Source organism: Kribbella sp. NPDC048928 (assembly GCF_043197975.1).
GTDB lineage: Bacteria > Actinomycetota > Actinomycetes > Propionibacteriales > Kribbellaceae > Kribbella.
Map to the genome: position 1 here is coordinate 474,167 of NZ_JBICUC010000004.1, position 16,422 is coordinate 490,588.

General features: G+C 68.5%; 18 protein-coding genes, 1 tRNA gene and 1 pseudogene. 6 read left to right on the forward strand and 14 right to left on the reverse strand.

Annotated elements, in window-relative coordinates; genetic code table 11:
* Window positions 1-45 precede the first annotated feature (45 nt).
* Window positions 46-128, reverse strand: a tRNA-Tyr gene (locus ACGFI6_RS20230).
* Window positions 129-209: 81 nt separating this feature from the next.
* Between ACGFI6_RS20230 and ACGFI6_RS20235 the strand changes: the two genes are divergently transcribed.
* Together ACGFI6_RS20235 and ACGFI6_RS20240 are read left to right on the forward strand one after the other, a co-directional pair.
* Complete coding sequence (locus ACGFI6_RS20235; protein ID WP_393120586.1) at window positions 210-701, forward strand: YajQ family cyclic di-GMP-binding protein; 492 nt, start codon at window positions 210-212, stop codon at window positions 699-701.
* A 79-nt stretch (window positions 702-780) separates the two neighbouring features.
* The gene (locus tag ACGFI6_RS20240) at window positions 781-1,719 is read left to right on the forward strand and encodes a phosphotransferase enzyme family protein (protein ID WP_393120588.1); all 939 of its coding nucleotides are present in this window, start codon (window positions 781-783) and stop codon (window positions 1,717-1,719) included.
* On the opposite strand, the gene ACGFI6_RS20245 is transcribed toward ACGFI6_RS20240, so the two are convergent.
* Both ACGFI6_RS20245 and ACGFI6_RS20250 read right to left on the reverse strand, forming a co-directional pair.
* On the reverse strand, window positions 1,703-2,944 hold the full coding sequence (locus tag ACGFI6_RS20245) for a vanadium-dependent haloperoxidase (RefSeq protein WP_393120590.1): 1,242 nt from the start codon (window positions 2,942-2,944) through the stop codon (window positions 1,703-1,705). The two genes, ACGFI6_RS20240 and ACGFI6_RS20245, sit on opposite strands and share 17 nt — an antisense overlap.
* Window positions 2,941-3,231, reverse strand: a complete 291-nt coding sequence (locus ACGFI6_RS20250) for a hypothetical protein (RefSeq protein ID WP_393120592.1) — start codon at window positions 3,229-3,231, stop codon at window positions 2,941-2,943. Before ACGFI6_RS20250 ends, ACGFI6_RS20245 begins: the two co-directional genes overlap by 4 nt.
* Before the next feature lie 139 nt (window positions 3,232-3,370).
* Here ACGFI6_RS20250 and ACGFI6_RS20255 point away from each other — a divergent pair, with 139 nt between their 5' ends.
* Window positions 3,371-4,123, forward strand: a complete 753-nt coding sequence (locus ACGFI6_RS20255) for a LuxR C-terminal-related transcriptional regulator (RefSeq protein WP_393120594.1) — start codon at window positions 3,371-3,373, stop codon at window positions 4,121-4,123.
* Here ACGFI6_RS20255 and ACGFI6_RS20260 read toward each other — a convergent pair.
* Window positions 4,120-4,851: a hypothetical protein gene (locus ACGFI6_RS20260; RefSeq protein WP_393120596.1), complete on the reverse strand. Its 732-nt coding sequence runs from the start codon at window positions 4,849-4,851 to the stop codon at window positions 4,120-4,122. The genes ACGFI6_RS20255 and ACGFI6_RS20260 overlap by 4 nt on opposite strands.
* A gap of 10 nt (window positions 4,852-4,861) precedes the next feature.
* Entirely contained in the window at window positions 4,862-5,641 is a 780-nt protein-coding gene (locus ACGFI6_RS20265) for a helix-turn-helix domain-containing protein (protein ID WP_393120598.1), read from the reverse strand.
* 99 nt (window positions 5,642-5,740) lie between these two features.
* Between ACGFI6_RS20265 and ACGFI6_RS20270 the strand changes: the two genes are divergently transcribed.
* Window positions 5,741-6,610, forward strand: coding sequence for a phytanoyl-CoA dioxygenase family protein (locus ACGFI6_RS20270; RefSeq protein ID WP_393120600.1), 870 nt, complete (start codon window positions 5,741-5,743; stop codon window positions 6,608-6,610).
* Window positions 6,607-6,903, forward strand: a complete 297-nt coding sequence (locus ACGFI6_RS20275) for a hypothetical protein (RefSeq protein WP_393120602.1) — start codon at window positions 6,607-6,609, stop codon at window positions 6,901-6,903. The genes ACGFI6_RS20270 and ACGFI6_RS20275 overlap by 4 nt, the downstream gene beginning before the upstream one ends.
* 11 nt (window positions 6,904-6,914) lie before the next feature.
* On the opposite strand, the gene ACGFI6_RS20280 is transcribed toward ACGFI6_RS20275, so the two are convergent.
* The gene (locus ACGFI6_RS20280) at window positions 6,915-7,928 is read right to left on the reverse strand and encodes a lactonase family protein (protein ID WP_393120604.1); all 1,014 of its coding nucleotides are present in this window, start codon (window positions 7,926-7,928) and stop codon (window positions 6,915-6,917) included.
* 68 nt (window positions 7,929-7,996) lie between these two features.
* On the opposite strand from ACGFI6_RS20280, the gene ACGFI6_RS20285 reads away from it, so the two are divergent.
* A complete protein-coding gene (locus ACGFI6_RS20285; RefSeq protein WP_393120606.1) occupies window positions 7,997-8,851 on the forward strand; it encodes an arylamine N-acetyltransferase in 855 nt (284 codons plus the stop codon).
* On the opposite strand, the gene ACGFI6_RS20290 is transcribed toward ACGFI6_RS20285, so the two are convergent.
* From ACGFI6_RS20290 to ACGFI6_RS20325, 8 genes and pseudogenes are all read right to left on the reverse strand, one after another.
* Window positions 8,835-9,356 (reverse strand): hypothetical protein, encoded by a 522-nt coding sequence (locus ACGFI6_RS20290; protein WP_393120607.1) that lies wholly within the window; start codon window positions 9,354-9,356, stop codon window positions 8,835-8,837. The genes ACGFI6_RS20285 and ACGFI6_RS20290 overlap by 17 nt on opposite strands.
* A 54-nt stretch (window positions 9,357-9,410) precedes the next feature.
* Window positions 9,411-10,862 (reverse strand): NADH-quinone oxidoreductase subunit N, encoded by a 1,452-nt coding sequence (locus ACGFI6_RS20295; RefSeq protein ID WP_393120609.1) that lies wholly within the window; start codon window positions 10,860-10,862, stop codon window positions 9,411-9,413.
* A gap of 115 nt (window positions 10,863-10,977) precedes the next feature.
* The gene (locus ACGFI6_RS20300; RefSeq protein ID WP_393120611.1) at window positions 10,978-12,525 is read right to left on the reverse strand and encodes a NuoM family protein; all 1,548 of its coding nucleotides are present in this window, start codon (window positions 12,523-12,525) and stop codon (window positions 10,978-10,980) included.
* Complete coding sequence (locus ACGFI6_RS20305; RefSeq protein ID WP_393120613.1) at window positions 12,522-14,288, reverse strand: NADH-quinone oxidoreductase subunit L; 1,767 nt, start codon at window positions 14,286-14,288, stop codon at window positions 12,522-12,524. The genes ACGFI6_RS20300 and ACGFI6_RS20305 overlap by 4 nt, the downstream gene beginning before the upstream one ends.
* The gene (gene nuoK / locus ACGFI6_RS20310) at window positions 14,285-14,602 is read right to left on the reverse strand and encodes an NADH-quinone oxidoreductase subunit NuoK (protein WP_393120615.1); all 318 of its coding nucleotides are present in this window, start codon (window positions 14,600-14,602) and stop codon (window positions 14,285-14,287) included. Before nuoK ends, ACGFI6_RS20305 begins: the two co-directional genes overlap by 4 nt.
* A gap of 2 nt (window positions 14,603-14,604) precedes the next feature.
* The gene (locus tag ACGFI6_RS20315) at window positions 14,605-15,099 is read right to left on the reverse strand and encodes an NADH-quinone oxidoreductase subunit J (RefSeq protein WP_393120616.1); all 495 of its coding nucleotides are present in this window, start codon (window positions 15,097-15,099) and stop codon (window positions 14,605-14,607) included.
* 161 nt (window positions 15,100-15,260) lie between these two features.
* Window positions 15,261-15,476 (reverse strand): annotated as a pseudogene (locus ACGFI6_RS20320) (4Fe-4S binding protein); the annotation flags it as partial.
* 181 nt (window positions 15,477-15,657) lie between these two features.
* Window positions 15,658-16,416, reverse strand: coding sequence for a methylenetetrahydrofolate reductase (locus tag ACGFI6_RS20325; protein ID WP_393120618.1), 759 nt, complete (start codon window positions 16,414-16,416; stop codon window positions 15,658-15,660).
* Window positions 16,417-16,422: the final 6 nt, after the last annotated feature.

Sequence of the window (16,422 nt, forward strand, 5' to 3'; positions counted from 1 at the left end):
CCCCTGACCTGTGTTTCCGCAGGTCAGGGGCTGATATTGCTCCTGTGGCGGGTGCAGGGTTCGAACCTGCGTAGACATACGTCGACAGATTTACAGTCTGCTCCCTTTGGCCGCTCGGGCAACCCGCCAGGGTGCTGCCGGTTCGTGAACCGGCGTGGGAGACGATACAACAGGTAGTGGCCCTGACAGCAAATCGGAAAGGAAGTGCCATGGCTTCGGAGTCCTCCTTCGACATCGTGAACAAGGTGGACCATCAGGAGGTGGACAACGCCGTGAACCAGGCGGCGAAGGAGATCAGCCAGCGGTTCGACTTCAAGAACGTGGACGCCGCGATCAAGTGGTCCGGCGAGTCGATCGACATGCAGGCGAACACCGAGGAGCGGGTGAGCGCCGTCCTGGACGTGTTCAAGGACAAGCTGGTGAAGCGGCAGATCTCGCTCAAGGGGCTGGAGGCCGACGAGCCGAAGCTGTCCGGGAAGATCTACAAGATCGTCGCGACGATCGACGCCGGCATCACCCAGGAGAACGCGAAGAAGATCTCCAAGCTGATCCGCGACGAGGGCCCGAAGGGCGTCAAGGCGCAGATCCAGGGCGAGGAGCTGCGCGTGTCGAGCAAGAGCCGCGACGACCTGCAGGCAGTCCAGTCCCTGATCAAAGGCCAGGACTACGACTTCGCCGTCCAGTTCGTGAACTACCGCTGACTTTCGCGGTCGTCGCCCAGCGTGCGGCGTGCCCGGCAATCGGTTCGCTCCGGAGCGGATTGGCGGGCATGCTGGCGGGGTGGGTGAGACGTTGATGCGGAAGTGGTTGCTGGGGGACTTCGGGCTTGAGGTGGTGGAGCTCACACCGGTGGCGTACGGGGCGGACGTTGCGGCGCAGGTTTGGAAGGCGAGTACGGCGACCAACGTGTACGCCGTGAAGTGGAGCGGCGCCGGGACGAACACGGGGCATCAGCTCGCGGCGTTCCTCGCGGACAGCGGTCTGGCCGGCGTACCGGAGTTGATCCGGACGACCGAGGGCGGGCTGTGGAGCGTCCACGCGAAGAAGCGGTTGACGATCACGCCGTGGATCGATGGGCTGCGCGCTGCGGAGACGGGGCTGACGGACGAGCAATGGTCGGAGTACGGCGAGTTGTTGCGGCGGGTGCACGACGCGGAACCCCCGCACCGGCTGCGCGACGCCTTGCCGAAGCACAGTCACATTGATGCCCGTACGCCGGCGATCGCGGACGAGGTTGCCAGGCGACTCGAGACGCCGGTCGGGGAGGTCGCGGAGGAGCTCGCGGCGGTGTGGGCGCAGTACGAGCATGTCATCACCGATCTACGTACCAACCGCCCGCCGCGGCCGGACGGTCCGCGCGTGGTCTGCCACGGCGACCCGCACCTCGGCAACGTACTCGTCGACCGCGGGCTGCACCTGATCGACTGGGACGACGTCATCTACGCACCCCGCGAGCAGGACCTGATGTTCATGCTCGGCGGCATGGGCGACGTCGGCCCCACCACCCCCGCCCAGCAGAACGCGTTCCTCACCGGCTACGGCCCCCACACCCTCGACCAGGACGCAATCCACTACTACCGCCACGTCCGCGCCTTCGAAGACGTCATCGGCTGGGCGCACCAGGCCCTGACCGGCCCCGAAGAGACCTACGCCCTGGCCGTGGTCAAGGGCATCCTCAGCCACGGCCTGGCAGCTTTGGCGGTCAGTGCCGAGCGCTGATCCAGTCAGCGACCTGAGTGCCCAGTACGTCGCCATCGAGCATCGAGTGCCGGAAGTGCAGCCCTGAGACGATCCGGGCCTCCCGTACCTCGCTCCGTACGGCGGACAGGTCCGGGTACACGCGGGTCGTACCGGTGACCAGGCTGGACATCACCAAGCGCACATGTGACGTGTGGAAGAACGCCTGCAGCGCCCCAGCCGCACCAGCCGTGAAGCAGGCGTGGCCGGACGGGTACTCCGGGTGGTTCACGTTCAGCAGCGACTGCCAACTCGGATCGGCCTGCGTACGCGGGTTGCCGTCCGTGTCGGCTCGCTGCACAGCATGCACAGGCCGCCACGACAGATAGTGGAATTTGGCATCCCAGCACGCGATCAGCGAGTCTCCAGCCGACACATGCGCCAGTACGAGCATCTGCGCCGCACCTGACAATGACAGATGCCGGTCAGCCGCCAACTGCACCAGCGCCCGACTCCACTGCTGCGCAGTCTGCTCGGACCAGAACCGCGCCGTCTTGCTCTGCTGAGCAGTCCGCGTCGTACTGTCCGCCCGCCCAAGCGAAGCGACCTCAGCCACGTCCCGCGCGTACCGCTTGCTGGTCAGCGAGTCCGGCCCGTCCGGACGGAACTGCGCCCGGTACCGCAGCGCCAGCGGCCGGACCTGCGTCAGCACGATGTCCACGGGTGGCGTAGGCAGAGTCGGCTCCCACACACCCGGCCCCGGCGTCGTCTGCACGTACGGCACGGCGTTGCCCAGCCCATCCCCCGCACGCCATGCCAGCACTGCGGCCGCCACCGACTGTCCCAGTGCCACACCGCGGTCCTTCGCGCGCCCGGCCGGCACACCGGCCAGATAGTCGGCGTACGTCGCGTCCAGCCCAGCCGCATCAGGTACGCGAGCCCGCAGTACGTCGTACGCGGCCGTGGCAACCGCCGCCGCCGGAGACGCCCCATGATCCTGCCGTACCGCGAACTTGAACGGCCGACCGTAGCCGAGCCCGGCCACTGTGTCCGCAATCGCAATGTGCACGATCCCGAGCAGCACCTCCGAACTGGCCGGCGGACGACCGGTCACGATCGTTTGCGTCGCGTACCGACTCCAATCAAGCACCGGCGCAGCACCTGCCGACCTCACCCCGGCCGAGCTGGCCGGCGGCGACAACCCGACCCCGGTCAGAACCAGCGCTCCACTGACCAGCAACGCGACCCGGCGGGGCAGCCGCTTCATGAGATCCCCTGCGCGTGCATGCGGGGCCGGTGCAGGACGACGACAGTCAGGAGCGAGGCGATGATGGCTGCGCACAGCATCAGGCCGATCACCTGCAGTGTGGACGGTCCCACAGCACCAACGATCGACGGCGCGACATTCGAGGGCGGGGTGCTCGCGGGCACCGCAGCAGGGACTGCATGCCCCCAAGGATCACGCGGCTCCATTGCGAATGCCGTACCGGACAACGCCGCTCCGGACAGGACCAGCGCGCCGAGCAGCGCGGCAAGGCGAGTCAGTACTTTCATGGTTGTTCCCTCCCGAGGACGAGCGGCGTGATACCGCCCTCATCCACCGTCGCCGCGAGCGGACCCGGCGGGCCATACGCAGTTCGGCGTATTGCCCCGCGACGGATCGGGCCTAAGCTGAGCCAGGGGGAGTACGGCCATGGAACAGTTGACGGTCACCGAACGCGATCTGCGCCGGATGCTCGACGTCGTCGACCACAAGCGGTGGGGCGGTGCCGGCCAGGAGTTCCCGCGGGAGGTGCTCCGCGCGCTCCACGAACTGATTCCGGCCGACGACATCACGTTCCAGGTGAGCCGGCCGCACGATCGCGTCTTCATCGGCCTGGAGGAGCTGACCACCCTGCCTCCGGAGCCGGTGGACGACGGCGGGGACGACCTGTTCTGGACGTTGTACTGGCGGCACAAGACGTGCAGCCGCCCGCAGGTGACCGGTGACCACGAGAGCGTCTGGATGATGTCCGACTACCTGTCCGCGCGTCAGTTGGTGAACAGCGAGGAGGGCCTGTGGGATCGGATGCACGGGGTACGCAGCGAGATCGCGGTGCCGTTTCCGGAGCACGACGGTGAAGACCGCCGGCTGCTCCTGTTCCGTGGCGACGGGCCCGCCTTCTCGGAGCGTGAGCGGTTGATACTTCAGCTGCTCCGGCCGCACCTGATCGACATCCGGCGCGACCTTGAGCGCCGCCGCGCCGGCATCCCCGAGCTGACCAGCCGCCAGTGGGAACTGCTCCGCCTGGTCGCCGCCGGGCACAGCAACATCCAGATCGCGCGTCGGTTGTTCGTTGCCGAGGGCACCGTTCGCAAGCATCTGGAGAACATCTACGAGCGCCTCGGCGTGAACAGCCGAACAGCCGCCGTGGCTACCGCGTTCCCGGTCGCCGATATCGCCTAGGCGTGGCGGAGCCAGATGTTGGGTTCGATGTAGAGGCCGGTGTCGGCTTCTCGGTCGATGGCGAGGGTGGTCAGGCCTGCGGGGATTGTGTAGGTGCCGGTCGAGGGGAACTGCATGTTGGTCCACTTCTCCCAGTCGGCTACGGAGCCGGTCATGGTCTGGGAGGCGGGGGCGGGGGCCAGGAGGGTGGCGCCGAGGCGGACGTGGGTGCGGAGCCACGGGTCCAGGGGGAGGCCGTCGTCGCGTGTCCAGGTCATGAAGGTCTCGATGGGGGTCAGCGGGTAGCTCGACTTCAGGGTCGGGCGGACCGGCGCGATCACCTGCGGAAGGCCGTTGGCGGTCGCGTGGTCGCGGACGGCGGTGATGACCCGGCCGGCGTGCCCCTGGCCCTGTTCGTCGGAGCGTACGGCGGCCGCCATCAGCACGAAGGTGTTCGGTACGACCTTCTTCTCGTGCTCCGTCACGGACCGCGCCAGCGTGTCCGTGAACCCGCCGGGCAGATCCGGCACCGTTGCGTCCCAGGCGATCGGCACGCCCCAGCAGCCGGCGATCAACCGCTCGTCGGCCGTGTAGTAGAACTCCCACTCGGGGAAGTACGACACCCGTCGCTCGCGGTACTTCGCCACCTCGGCGTCGTGGAAGATGAACTCGGGCCAGTCCTCGGCGAACCGCACTTCGGCGTCGGCGTCGTACTGCGGGGCATCGCCTGCCGGGGTCAACTGATACATACCGCGCACGCTAACCCGCCGATCCGGCCCCGGCCACCCCATAACGCACCGCTCGCGGCGAGGCGCCGAGCTCTCGCCGGCAGGTCTTGTTGAAGGCCTGCAGGTCCGGCACACCCACCGAGGCCGCGATCGCCGGGATCGACAGCGTGGACGAGACGAGCAGGTGCCGGGCGCGGGTCATCCGGCGGCGGCGCAGGTACGCGACGACCGTGGAGCCGGTCTCCTCGACGAACAGTCGCGTCAGGTGGTTGTGCGAGACGCGCGCGATCCGGGCCAACTCGGGGACGGTGAGCGGCTGCGCGAGGTTGGCCTCGATGTGCGCGATCGCCGTCGCCACCGCGGGATGGCCTGCCTCCACCGCGGCCGGGGTCAGCTCGGCGATCCGCCACAGCGCGGTCCACACCTCGGCGGTCGTCCGCGCCGAGGCCGACGGGGAGGACTCGATCGCCGAACGCAGCAGCCCGGACAGCAGGGGCGCGGCTTCACCCGCGTCCTGTACGACGGGAACGTACGACGGCTCGCCCGCGACGACCGGACGGAAGTGCACGTACAGATGCTCGGACCGGCCGCGGTAGTCGAACTGCACCTGCGTCCCGGCCGGGGTCAGTGAGACGTATCCGGGCGCGACGGAAAACGTTGTACCCAGCAGGGTCAGCTCGGCCGAATAGTTGTACAGGTGTAGCTGCCAGAGGTCCGGCAGCCGGAAAACGTCGCGCAGTCCGCGGGTTCCGTGAATTCCGGCGCCGGCGTTCACGACCTCCGGCGGTTGCGCCAGGTGCAACTCGATCACGGTGAGAATTTACCAGCAGTGGTGATCACAGCCCACGCGAGAAAACGGTGGCCGACTCTAGCCTGGAGGAGTAGCAACCACTACTCCATGGGAGTTTCCATGCCCCATCCGCATCGCAAGCACCTGCTCACCTCGGTACAGATGGCGCACTTCGTGGCCACCGGCGCGCTCCGGATGGACGCCGTCGTACCGGACGACATGAACCAGCAGGCGATCGAGGTCCTGAACGTCGGAATTCCGGGTGTTCCGTACGGAACGCCGTTGTCGGAGGCGTTCGTGGACAGCGAGTTCGTCCAGCGGCTGGTGCAGCTGCCGGAGGTGGCGGGCGCGATCCACAGCCTGGTCGGTCCCGAGCCGACCGTCGACCACCACGCGGTCCACATCCGCAAGGCGCACGAGGGCGAGGCGCAGAACCTGCACGGTGACGCGATCATCGACGTCCGTACCGACGCGTTCGACGTCCAGCTGATGTACTACCCGCAGGACGTGACGCTCGAGATGGGCGGCACGCTCAGCGTCCCGGGTAGCCACCTGCGCCGGACGAACGAGTCCGACACCGGCCGCTACCAGAACCTGCTCGGCCAGACGCGACTGGTCTGCCCGGCAGGCACCGTGCAGTTGCTGCACCACGGCATCTGGCACGGCGGCCGCAAGAACGACAGCGACCTGGACCGCTACATGTTCAAGATCCGGTTCAACCCGACCGTCCGTCAGGTACGGCTGTGGAACACCGACGACCTGTACGACGACGCGGTCGCGGCCGAGCTCGAGCAGAACTTCCCCTGGTACGAGAACGCCACCGGCCGGCTGGAGCGCTACAACCGCATCCTGATGTGGCGCGCGATCAGCGGTGACGACACCTACGACCCGAACTACTGGGTCACCCGGGTCAGCAACCGCCCGCAGCGGGTCGTCGCCGACCGCGCCGACAACCCGCACGCCACCCGCCAGAAGGAGACGGCAAAGTGACCGCCACAGCTGAGAACCCAGTGCAGACCGGCCTTCGCCAGCAGGTGCTCGTGCTCTACCTGGCCTCGTCCGCGCTCGACGCGCGCGTGGTCGGCTGGTCCGAGTACGACGGCACCGGCGCGACCCACCCCACCACAGGTGACAGCGACGAGCCGCCGTACGCGACCGGGCTGGACGCGCTCAAGGACGGCTGGCGTCTCTTCCAGGCGTCACAGCTGAACCCGCCGTACCCGGGTCACGAGTACGACGTGTCGTTCCTCAAGCACGAGTTCTTCTTCGAGAAGCTCGTCTAGGGAGATACGCCCTAGACCGGCAGGATGCAGACCGGCCGCGGCCAGCTGATCGTCTCGCCCTGAGCGGTCAGCCGGCCGTCGTCGATCGCGAACACGGCGATCTCGTCCGACTGCTCGTTGGCGGCGTACAACGTTTTCCGGTCGTTGCCGAAGGCAAGGTGCCGCGGCCAGTTGCCGCCCGACGCGATCGTCTGCACCAGCTCGACGGACAGCCCGTCCGCGGCGATCGCGAAGACCGCGACCGTGTTGTCGCCGCGGTTCGACCCGTACAGGAACCGGCCGTCCGCGGAAATGAGCAGCTCGGCCGGGTAATTCTCGCCCGGCGAGTCGGCCGGCCGGGTGGAGGCGGTCTGGACGATCTGCAGCTTGCCGTCCGCGTAGCTGCAGACGGTCAGCGTCGAATCGAGCTCGTTGATCACGTACGCCGCGCCGGCGGTCGGGTGGAACACCAGGTGCCGCGGCCCGGCGCCCGGGTGCAGCTGCAACTCGTCGACCTCGTGCAGCGTGCCGTCGTCGCCGAGCGTCGACGTGTACACCTTGTCGGCGCCGAGATCGACGTCGAACACGTACGCACCGGCCGGGTCGAACGCGACCTGATGCGCGTGCGGTCCCTCCTGGCGAGCGGTGTTCGGCCCCGTACCGGAGCGCTGGATGAAGTACGCCATGTCACCGAGCGCACCGTTCTCGTTCAGCGGGTGCACTGCGACCGAGCCCGACGAGTAGTTGGCCGACAACAGGTAGCGGCCGGACGGGTCGATGTCGAGGTGGCACGGATCGGCGCCGCCGGTCGGTTGCTGGTTGAGCGGCTCGAGCCCGCCCTCCGGCTGGATCGCGAACGCCGAGACCCTGCCCTCCTGCTCCTCGTTCGTGGAGTAGAGGAACCGCCCGTCCGCGGACCTGACCAGGAACGACGGGTCGGCAACGGTCGCCGCCGGCGCGATCCCGTCCAGCGGCCCGAACGCGATCCCGTCCCCGCCACCATCCTGACTCGTGTAGCTCCCGACATAGATCCGCTCAGAGGTCATGCCCATACCTTGCCAGGTCAGCGGTCTGCGGGCACCTGAGTGTCCAGCGACGGCTTAGCCTGGGGCGCATGGACACGGTGGCGTTTCTGCGACGGATCGGGATCGACGGGTACGACGGGCCGCCGCGGCTGGAGGCGCTGACCCGGCTGCACGAGGCCTTCGTGGATCAGGTGCCGTACGAAACCGTGCAGTACCAACTGACGCCGGGCGGCCCGCTCGACCCCGAGGAAGTGGCGAAGCGAATCGTGGCGCGGGAGGCCGGCGGGTATTGCTTCCAGTTGAACGGCTCGTTCGCGCTACTCCTGACTGAGCTCGGCTACCACGTGCAGATGCACCGCGGTGGCGTACAGACCGTCAACCGGCCGGGCGACATCGACGGCAGCCACCTGGTGCTGACGGTGAGCGGTCTCGTCGAGGATCTGGAGCGTGTCTGGCTCGTCGACGCGGGCCTCGGCGACGGGCTCCGGCAACCGATGCCGTTGGAGCCCGGTACGGCCGAGCAGTACCCGTTCACGCTGCGCCTCCGTCCGTCCGAGAAGACCGACGGCTGGCGTCTTGACCACGACCCGCGCGCCAATCTGATCGGCATGGACTTCGAGTCGGCGCCTGTCGAGCTCGATGCGTTCGCGACCCAGCACAAGCAACTTTCCGCGGACCCGTCGTCGCGGTTCGTACGGCTGGCGTCCGCGTTCCGCCGGACAAAGGAGTCCGTGGTCGTACTGCGTTCCATCGGCCTGAGCGAAACGTTTTCCGACCGCGTCGACAACCGGCTGCTCGACACGCCTACCGACTACTTCGCCGCGCTGGCGGACGTGTTCCACCTCCCGCTCCCCCATTACTCGGCCGCCGATCGGGACGACCTGTGGCGCCGGGTCTGGGCCCAGTACGAAGATTTCCTGTCGTCGGCTACTTCGTCGTCGTGAAGGCCGCGACGACGGTGTCTCCTTCGGCGTAGCTGAGGGTGGCGGTGTGCGACGGGCGGCCAGCATCGTGCCAGCTGACCGCGACGATGCCGCCCGCAATCCCGCCGACGCTGCCGCCGCCGGTCCGGCTGGCGCCGCTGCCATCGCGGCCCAAGGAGATGTACCCCTTCGCGTCGGTCAGTTTGAGCGTGCCGTTCGCCACCGTCGCAGTGAACTTGTCGCCTTTGAGGTTCAGGGCGGCCTTCGTCCGGATCAGCACCTCGCAGGTGCCGTCGAGACAGGCCTTGTAGTTCTGCCCGTCCTTGGCCGCCGGCCCCGCCGGCGCACTCGAAGAAACAGGCGCACTTGAAGCAGGCGCTTTCGAAGCGGGAGAGGGTGGTGCACTCGACGACGGCGACGTCACCGGAGTGCTCCCAGCACTCCCCGGCGCGGGCGTCAGCTTCTCGCTGCTGCAGCCGACCAGCGCAGCGAGCAGAACCAGTCCGGCGACTCCTCGTGAGATCACCCGCGCCACGCTACCGACGGCCGGCCCCACAGATCCGGCGATGACAGGAACGTGTCAGGTCGCCAGCGCGAACACGATGCTCGGCAGCACCGACAGTACGGCGGTCAGCGCCGCGAACAGCGTGATCATGGCGACCGCCGGCGACTCGATGTCCACCGAGAACGGATCGTCCGCAGGCAAGCGGAACAACTCCGCGATCCACCGCAGGTACACCGCCAGCCCGATCATCACGTTGATCGCCATCACGATCGCCAGCCACCCGAGGTGCGCGTCGATCACCGCCTGGAACGCCGCAAACTTGGTGAACAGCCCGGCCAGCCCCGGCGGCAACCCGGCGAGCACCACCAGGAAGAAGATCAGCGCCGCCGCCAGGCCCGGCTCGGAGCGAACCATCCCGCGGTAGTCGGTGAGCAGTCCGCCAGACCGGTGCCGTTGCACCACAGCGACCGCTCCGAACGCGCCGAGCGTGACCACGACGTACGCCGCCAGGTACCCGACGACTGCCTGCGCGTCACCGACGGCGAGCGGGGCGAGCAGGAACCCGACCTGCCCGATCGACGACCACGCGAGCAGCCGGACCGCCTCGACCTGGCGCAGTGCCGCCAGGTTGCCGACCGTCATCGTCAGCGCCGCCAGGATCGCGATCACGGTCCGCAGCTCCGAACCGGCCGGTGCGATCCCGGACGCCACCAGCACGAGCAGCCCCGCGACGCCGGCCGACTTCGACACCACGGCGAGGAACGTCGTGACCTCCACCGGCGCCCCGACGTACGTGTCCGGCAGCCACCCGTGGAACGGCACCGCCGCGATCTTGAACGCGAACCCGACGATCACGAACAGCCCGGCCGCGAAGGCCACCCGCGCGAGGTCGGGGTCGAGCCCGCTGAGCCGGTTGGCGATCGTGGTCAGGTACAGCGAGCCGGTCACGCCGTACAGATAGGAGATGCCGAACAGCATCACCGCCGTCGACAGCACCGACACGAGGAACGCCTTCAGCGCGCCCTCGGATCCGCGCCGGTCGCGCCGCAGCCCGACCATCGCGAACGTCGGCAGCGACACCACCTCGAGCGCGATCACCAGCGTCGCGAGGTCCCGCGCACCGGCCAGTACGGTCGCGCCGGTCAGCGCGCTCAGCAGCAGGAAGTGGTAATCCCCGATCGGCACATCCTTGGCCAGCAGCCGGTACGTCGACAGCCCGACGACGCCGAGGCCGCCGATCAGCAGCACCGCCCACAACCCGGCCGTCAACGGCTCGAACACGAGGCTGCACTCCGCCGGGCCCTCGACCGCCGGACGGCAGAACGCGGGCTTGAAGTCGCCCCGCTGCGCCCAGACGAACACGAGCCCGAACAGGATCACCACACTGGTCAGCAGCGTGACGACGGTGTGCCGCAGCTCCGCCGTCGCGCTCTTCCAGAAGCTGTCCACCAGCAGCACAGCGATCGCACCAACCGCCAGCACCAGCGGCACGGCGACAGCCTGCCAATCCGTCCACGAGACGGTCACGGGGCCTCCCGGTCTGGACTGAGGAGCGGAGGGAGCGAAGCGACCGCAGCGACGAGGGAAGACCGGGAGTTCCAGCCCCGTGACCCGCCGCGACGGAGTCGCGGCATCAGTACCGTCATAGGAGCATCCACTCGTTCAGGAGCGTGAACGGCCAGAGGCCCAGGGCCACGATGAGTACGGCCAGTGGTGCGAAGGTGGCCAGCTCGATGCGGCTCAGGTCGACGGCGAACGGGGCGGCGGGATACTCGGCCGGGTCGCCCTGGTTGAGGTTGCGGATCAGGCGCAGGAAGTACGCGGCGGTCAGTACGGCGCCGAGGCCGGCGATCACCATCAGGACGATGAACGTTGTCCGGGGCAACCAGTCGGCCGGGTGGTACGCACCGAGCAGGATCAGCATCTCGCCCCAGAACCCGGCCAGCCCGGGCAGCCCGAGGGACGCCAGGCAGGCGTACGTGAGCAGGCCGCCGATCCGCGGCAGCCGGGCGTACAGCGCGCGACCGATGGCCCGCAGGTCGCCGGTGTCGTGCCGGTCCTTGATCGCCCCGGCCAGGAAGAACAGCAGGCCGGTGATGATGCCGTGCGCGATGTTCGCGTAGAGCGCGCCGTTCAGGCCCTCCGGCGACATCGTCGCGATGCCGAGCCCGATGAAGCCCATGTGGCCGACGCTCGAGTACGCGATCAGCCGCTTCACGTCGGTCTGCGCCAGGCAGGCGAGCGATCCGGCGATGATCGCGACCACCGAGAACCCGGCCAGGTACGGCGCGATGGTGGCGGTCGCATCGGGCAACACCGGCAGCAGGACGCGGATCATGCCGTAGCTGCCCAGCTTCAGCAGCACGCCGGCGAGCAGCACCGAGCCGACCGTCGGTGCCTTCGCGTGCGCGTCCGGCAGCCAGATGTGCAGCGGCCAGAGCGGCATCTTGACCGCGAACCCGAGCGCGATCAGCACCGCCGCGGCGAGCGGGATCCCGTGCCCGCCACGCAGCGGATGCTCCCCGAGGAACACCAGGTCGAACGTCCCGGTCTGCCGGTGGATGAGCAGGAATCCGAGCAGCATCAGCGCCGACCCGAGCACCGTCATCAGCACGAAGGTGTTCGCGGCCCGCCGCCGTCCGGGCCGGTCGTGGTGGTCGCCCCAGATGTCGATCACGAGCCACATCGGGATCAGCACGATCTCGAAGAACACGAAGAACAGCACCAGATCGGCGGCGCTGAACGTACCGATCACGCCGGTCTCGATCACCAGCAGCAGCGCGATCAGCGAACGGACCCGGCCGATGCGCGGCGTGATCTTCAACGAGTACAGGCAGCATACGAGGACGAGCAGCGCGGTCAGCGTGATGAGCGGCATCGAGATGCCGTCGACCGCGACGTGGAAGCGCACATCCAGCTGCGGAATCCAGGACAGGTCGGTATCGGCGTACGGCAACAACTTGCCGGGCAACGTCCGCAACGCCGGAGTGTCCACAAATTCATGGGTACAGGGACAGTGCGGATGCCGCAGGTCCCACCACAGCACCAGCGAGCCGATCAGTACGAGACCCGACACGATCGAGCCGACGAGCGCCGCCACCCGCTCACCCACGACGACCGGCAACGACCACAGCACCACGGCCGTCAGCACCGGAACGGCGAGCAGGGCGATCAACAAGTACTGGCTCACGAGCCGATCACCCCCGCCAAGATCGCGAGCGCGACGACACCAACCACGGCGGCGGTCAAGTACGTCTGCACATTCCCCGTCTGCAGCTTCCGGAACCCAGCCGATGCCAGTACGCCAGCGCGCCCAGTCGCCCGTACGTACGCGCCGATGACGTCCCGATCTCCGCCGACCGTCAACTGAGCAAGCCACCGCACGGGCACGACGAACAGCTGCTGGTACGCCGGATCGACGCCGTACTCACGCTCCAGCACGAGCGGCCGCGGATCGGCACCGCGCCGCCACAGCGAGTACGCCGGGAGCGCCCCGAGCACCGCTAGCACCGTCGTCACGAGCGCGATCGGCCAGTTGAGGTGGACGCCGTCGGTGTAGCCGAGTCCGATCGCCCCCACGGTCAGCAGCACCATCGGCGCAAGCATCAACCACGAGCCCTCGCGGAGCTTGCGGGCGTCCGGCTCGTCCAGGTCTGCCATCGCGTCGTCGTCCTCGAACGCACCGACCGCGCCGACCACCGCGGGCGTCCGGAAGAAGACCCAGAGCCAGAGGCGGAAGCAATAGAACGCGGTCATCATCGCGGTCAGACAGACCGAGACGAGCACGATCCACCCGACCGCCGAGCCGTCCCGCGCGGTCTCCCAGGCGGCTTCGACCACGGAGTCCTTCGAGAAGAACCCCGCAAACCCCGGCACGCCGGCGAGCGCGGCCAGGCCGATCGTCATCGTCACGAACGTCACCGGCAGCGCCTTCCGGAGCGCGCCACGGCGGGAGTACCGGCGGAGTACGACGAAGGCCGCACTGCCGACCTGATGCAGCAGGACGCCCGCGCAGAGGAACAGCAGCCCCTTGAACGCCGCGTGCGTCAACAGGTGGAAGAGCGCCGCATGCCGACCGTCCTGGCTGCCGAGCGCGAGCCCGGAGAACATGATCGCCAACTGGCTCACGGTCGACCAGGCGAGCACCCGCTTCACCTCGACCGCCGCCATCGCGCACGACGCCGCGAACAGCATCGTCACGCAGGCGACCACGGCCAGTACGGGCAAGGTGGTCTCGGCCTCGACGAACAGGTCGAACAGCCGGGCGATCAGGAACACGCCCGCGGCAACCATCGTGGCCGCGTGGATCAGTGCGCTGACCGGGCTCGGACCGGGCATCGCGTCCGGGAGCCAGGTCTGCAACGGGACCTGCGCCGACTTGCCGACCACGCCGACGAGCAGCAGCAGCGTGCCGATCGTCAAGGTGTGCGGCTGGATCGGGCTACTCCCGAGCTCGGAGATCCGGAACGTGTGGTACCCGACGCCGAGCACGAAGATGCCGAACAAGAAGCCGACGTCCGCGAGCCTGGTGACCAGGAACGCCTTCATCGCGCCGGCCCGGGCGTCGCGGCGCTCCCAGTAGTGGCCGATCAGCAGGTACGAGCAGGCGCCCATCAACTCCCAGCCGATCAGCAGCAGGAAGAGATTGTCCGACACGACCACGGTCACCATCGCCGCGGTGAACAGCGTGACGAGCGCCGTGTACGACGCGATGCGCTCCTGGACGTACCCGATCGAGTAGACCTGCACGCACGCCGAGACCACGCCGACGACGGCGAGCATCAGTACGGTCAGGTTGTCGGTGCGGAACTCGTACGCGAACCAGAAGTCTTCGCCGATCCCCGCCCCGGCGGCCGTGGTGTGCTGCGGGTCCACGCCGTGCAGGAGCGCGGCCGCGAGCACCACGAGAAGCGAGAAGCCGACGCCGACGACCCGCCAGGCCGTCGCGATCACGACGCCTCCTCGCGCTCGACGAGGTCCCGGGCGGCGTCGGCGTCGACGTGGCCGTGAGCGCGGAACAGCAGCAGGACGATCGCCAGCCCGAGCCCGATCTCAGCGGCCGCGAGCGTGATCACGAAGACCGCGAGCGTCTGGCCGGTGGCTTCGGTCACCCGCCAGGCGTCGAAGGCGACCAGGTTCAGGTTCACGGCGTTCAGCATCAGCTCGAACGACATCAGCATCGTGATCACGTTCCGCCGCGCGAGCACGCCGTACACCCCGATGCAGAACAGCACCACCGCCAGCAGCAGCGGGAGGACCAACGGCATCGTCAGTCCTCCTTCTTCCGCTGGGACAGGGCGATCGCGCCGATCAGCGCGGCGAGCAGCAGGACCGAGAGGACCTCGAACGGGAGCACCCAGTTCTTGAAGACCTGCGTCCCGACGGCCCGCGCCGACCCGTCCGCCACCGGCTTCACCTTCTCATTGCCGAAGGCAAGCACCACGCCGGAGCCGAGCAGCACGGCGAGGACGAGGGCAACGACGGCCGCGAACGGGCTACGGCCGGTGGTCAGCTCCGGCAGCGGATTCGTCGGGGCCTTCGTGAGCATCAGCGCGAACAGCACCAGCACGACGATCGCGCCGACGTACACCAGGATCTGGACCAGCGCGACGAACTCGGCCTGCAGCGCCCCGAAGCAGCCGGCGACCGCGCCGAGCGCGAGCACCAGCCAGAGCGCGGCGTGCACGATCCGGCGTGAGGTGACGACCAGGACGGCGGCACCGATCGCCACGACGCCGGCGATCGAGAACAGAACGGTCGTCACGCGCCACCCGGCCGGTTGTTCTCCTCAGCGGTTTCAGTGATCTCGGCGGCGGGCCCGGGGTCGATCGGTTGCGGCGCCGGGACCGTCCACATCCAGTCGCGGAGCCGGTCCTTCTCGTGCGTCAGGTTGCGCAGGTCGGTCTCGGCGTACTCGAACTCCGGCGACCAGAACAGCGCGTCGAACGGGCAGGCCTCGATGCAGATCCCGCAGTACATGCACAGGCTGAAGTCGATCGCGAACCGGTCCAGGACGTTCCGGCTGCGCTCGCGGGCCTGCTCACCGACCGACGGCGCGGTCTCGGTGTGCGAGTCGATGTAGATGCACCAGCTCGGGCACTCGCGGGCGCACAGCATGCAGGAGGTGCAGTTCTCCTCCATCAGCGCGATCACGCCCCGGCTGCGCGGCGGCAACTCCGGCAGCACGTCCGGATACTGCTCGGTGACGGACCGGCGGGCCAAGGTCCTGGCCGTGACCTTCAGCCCCTCGACCAGCCCCCTACCAGGCAACCCCATGTTCCACCTCCCGTCTGCTTACAGGACACTAGCGGATCCGCCGCGCTCAGAGCTCGCGTTCGAGCCGGGCCGCGACCTGCCGGTAGCGACTGACCGGTACCAGATGAACGCCCTCGAACGCGCCCGAGTCACGAATCTTCAGAATCTGCTCGCAGGCGTGGTCCACCCCGGCGTCCCGATCCTTCTCGACCGCCGCCACCAGATCGTCGGGGATCGTGAGCTGCTGCAGCCCGGACAGGTTGCGCGCCATCTGCGCGGACGCGAGCACCATCACGCCGGCGTACACCGGAATGCCGAGGTCGACAGAGTCGCGCCAGCGGAGCAGTTCGTCGAGGTCGTAGCTGACCTGGACGTACAGGAAGTCGGCCTCGGCCTTCCAGCGCGGGACCGGCCGGAGGCGCGTGGCGGCGCCGACCTGGAACGGCTTGCAGCCCGGGTACGTCGTCTCGCGGGCCTGCTCGATCATCTGCCGTACGGTCAGCTGACTGGTCCGCGCGCCCTCGGCCGGATCGTCGCCGTGGACGAACAGGAACTGCTCGACGCCGTACGCCGCCGCGGTCAGCAGATCGCGGCGGAAGCCGAGCAGGTTGCGGTCGCGGGAGTTCAGGCAGGCGATGCCGCGGGCGCCCATCAGCTGTACCTCGTTCGCGACCGCGACGCTGGACACGGTAGCCCTGCCGATGTGGTTGTCCGGGATCAGGAAGCCGTCCGCGATCGGGCTGAGCACCCCGATCTGGTGGCGGACCTTCTTCAGGTCCGGACGGGTCGGCGGCTCGACCTCGCAGATCAACTCGAATTCCGGCACGGCTCG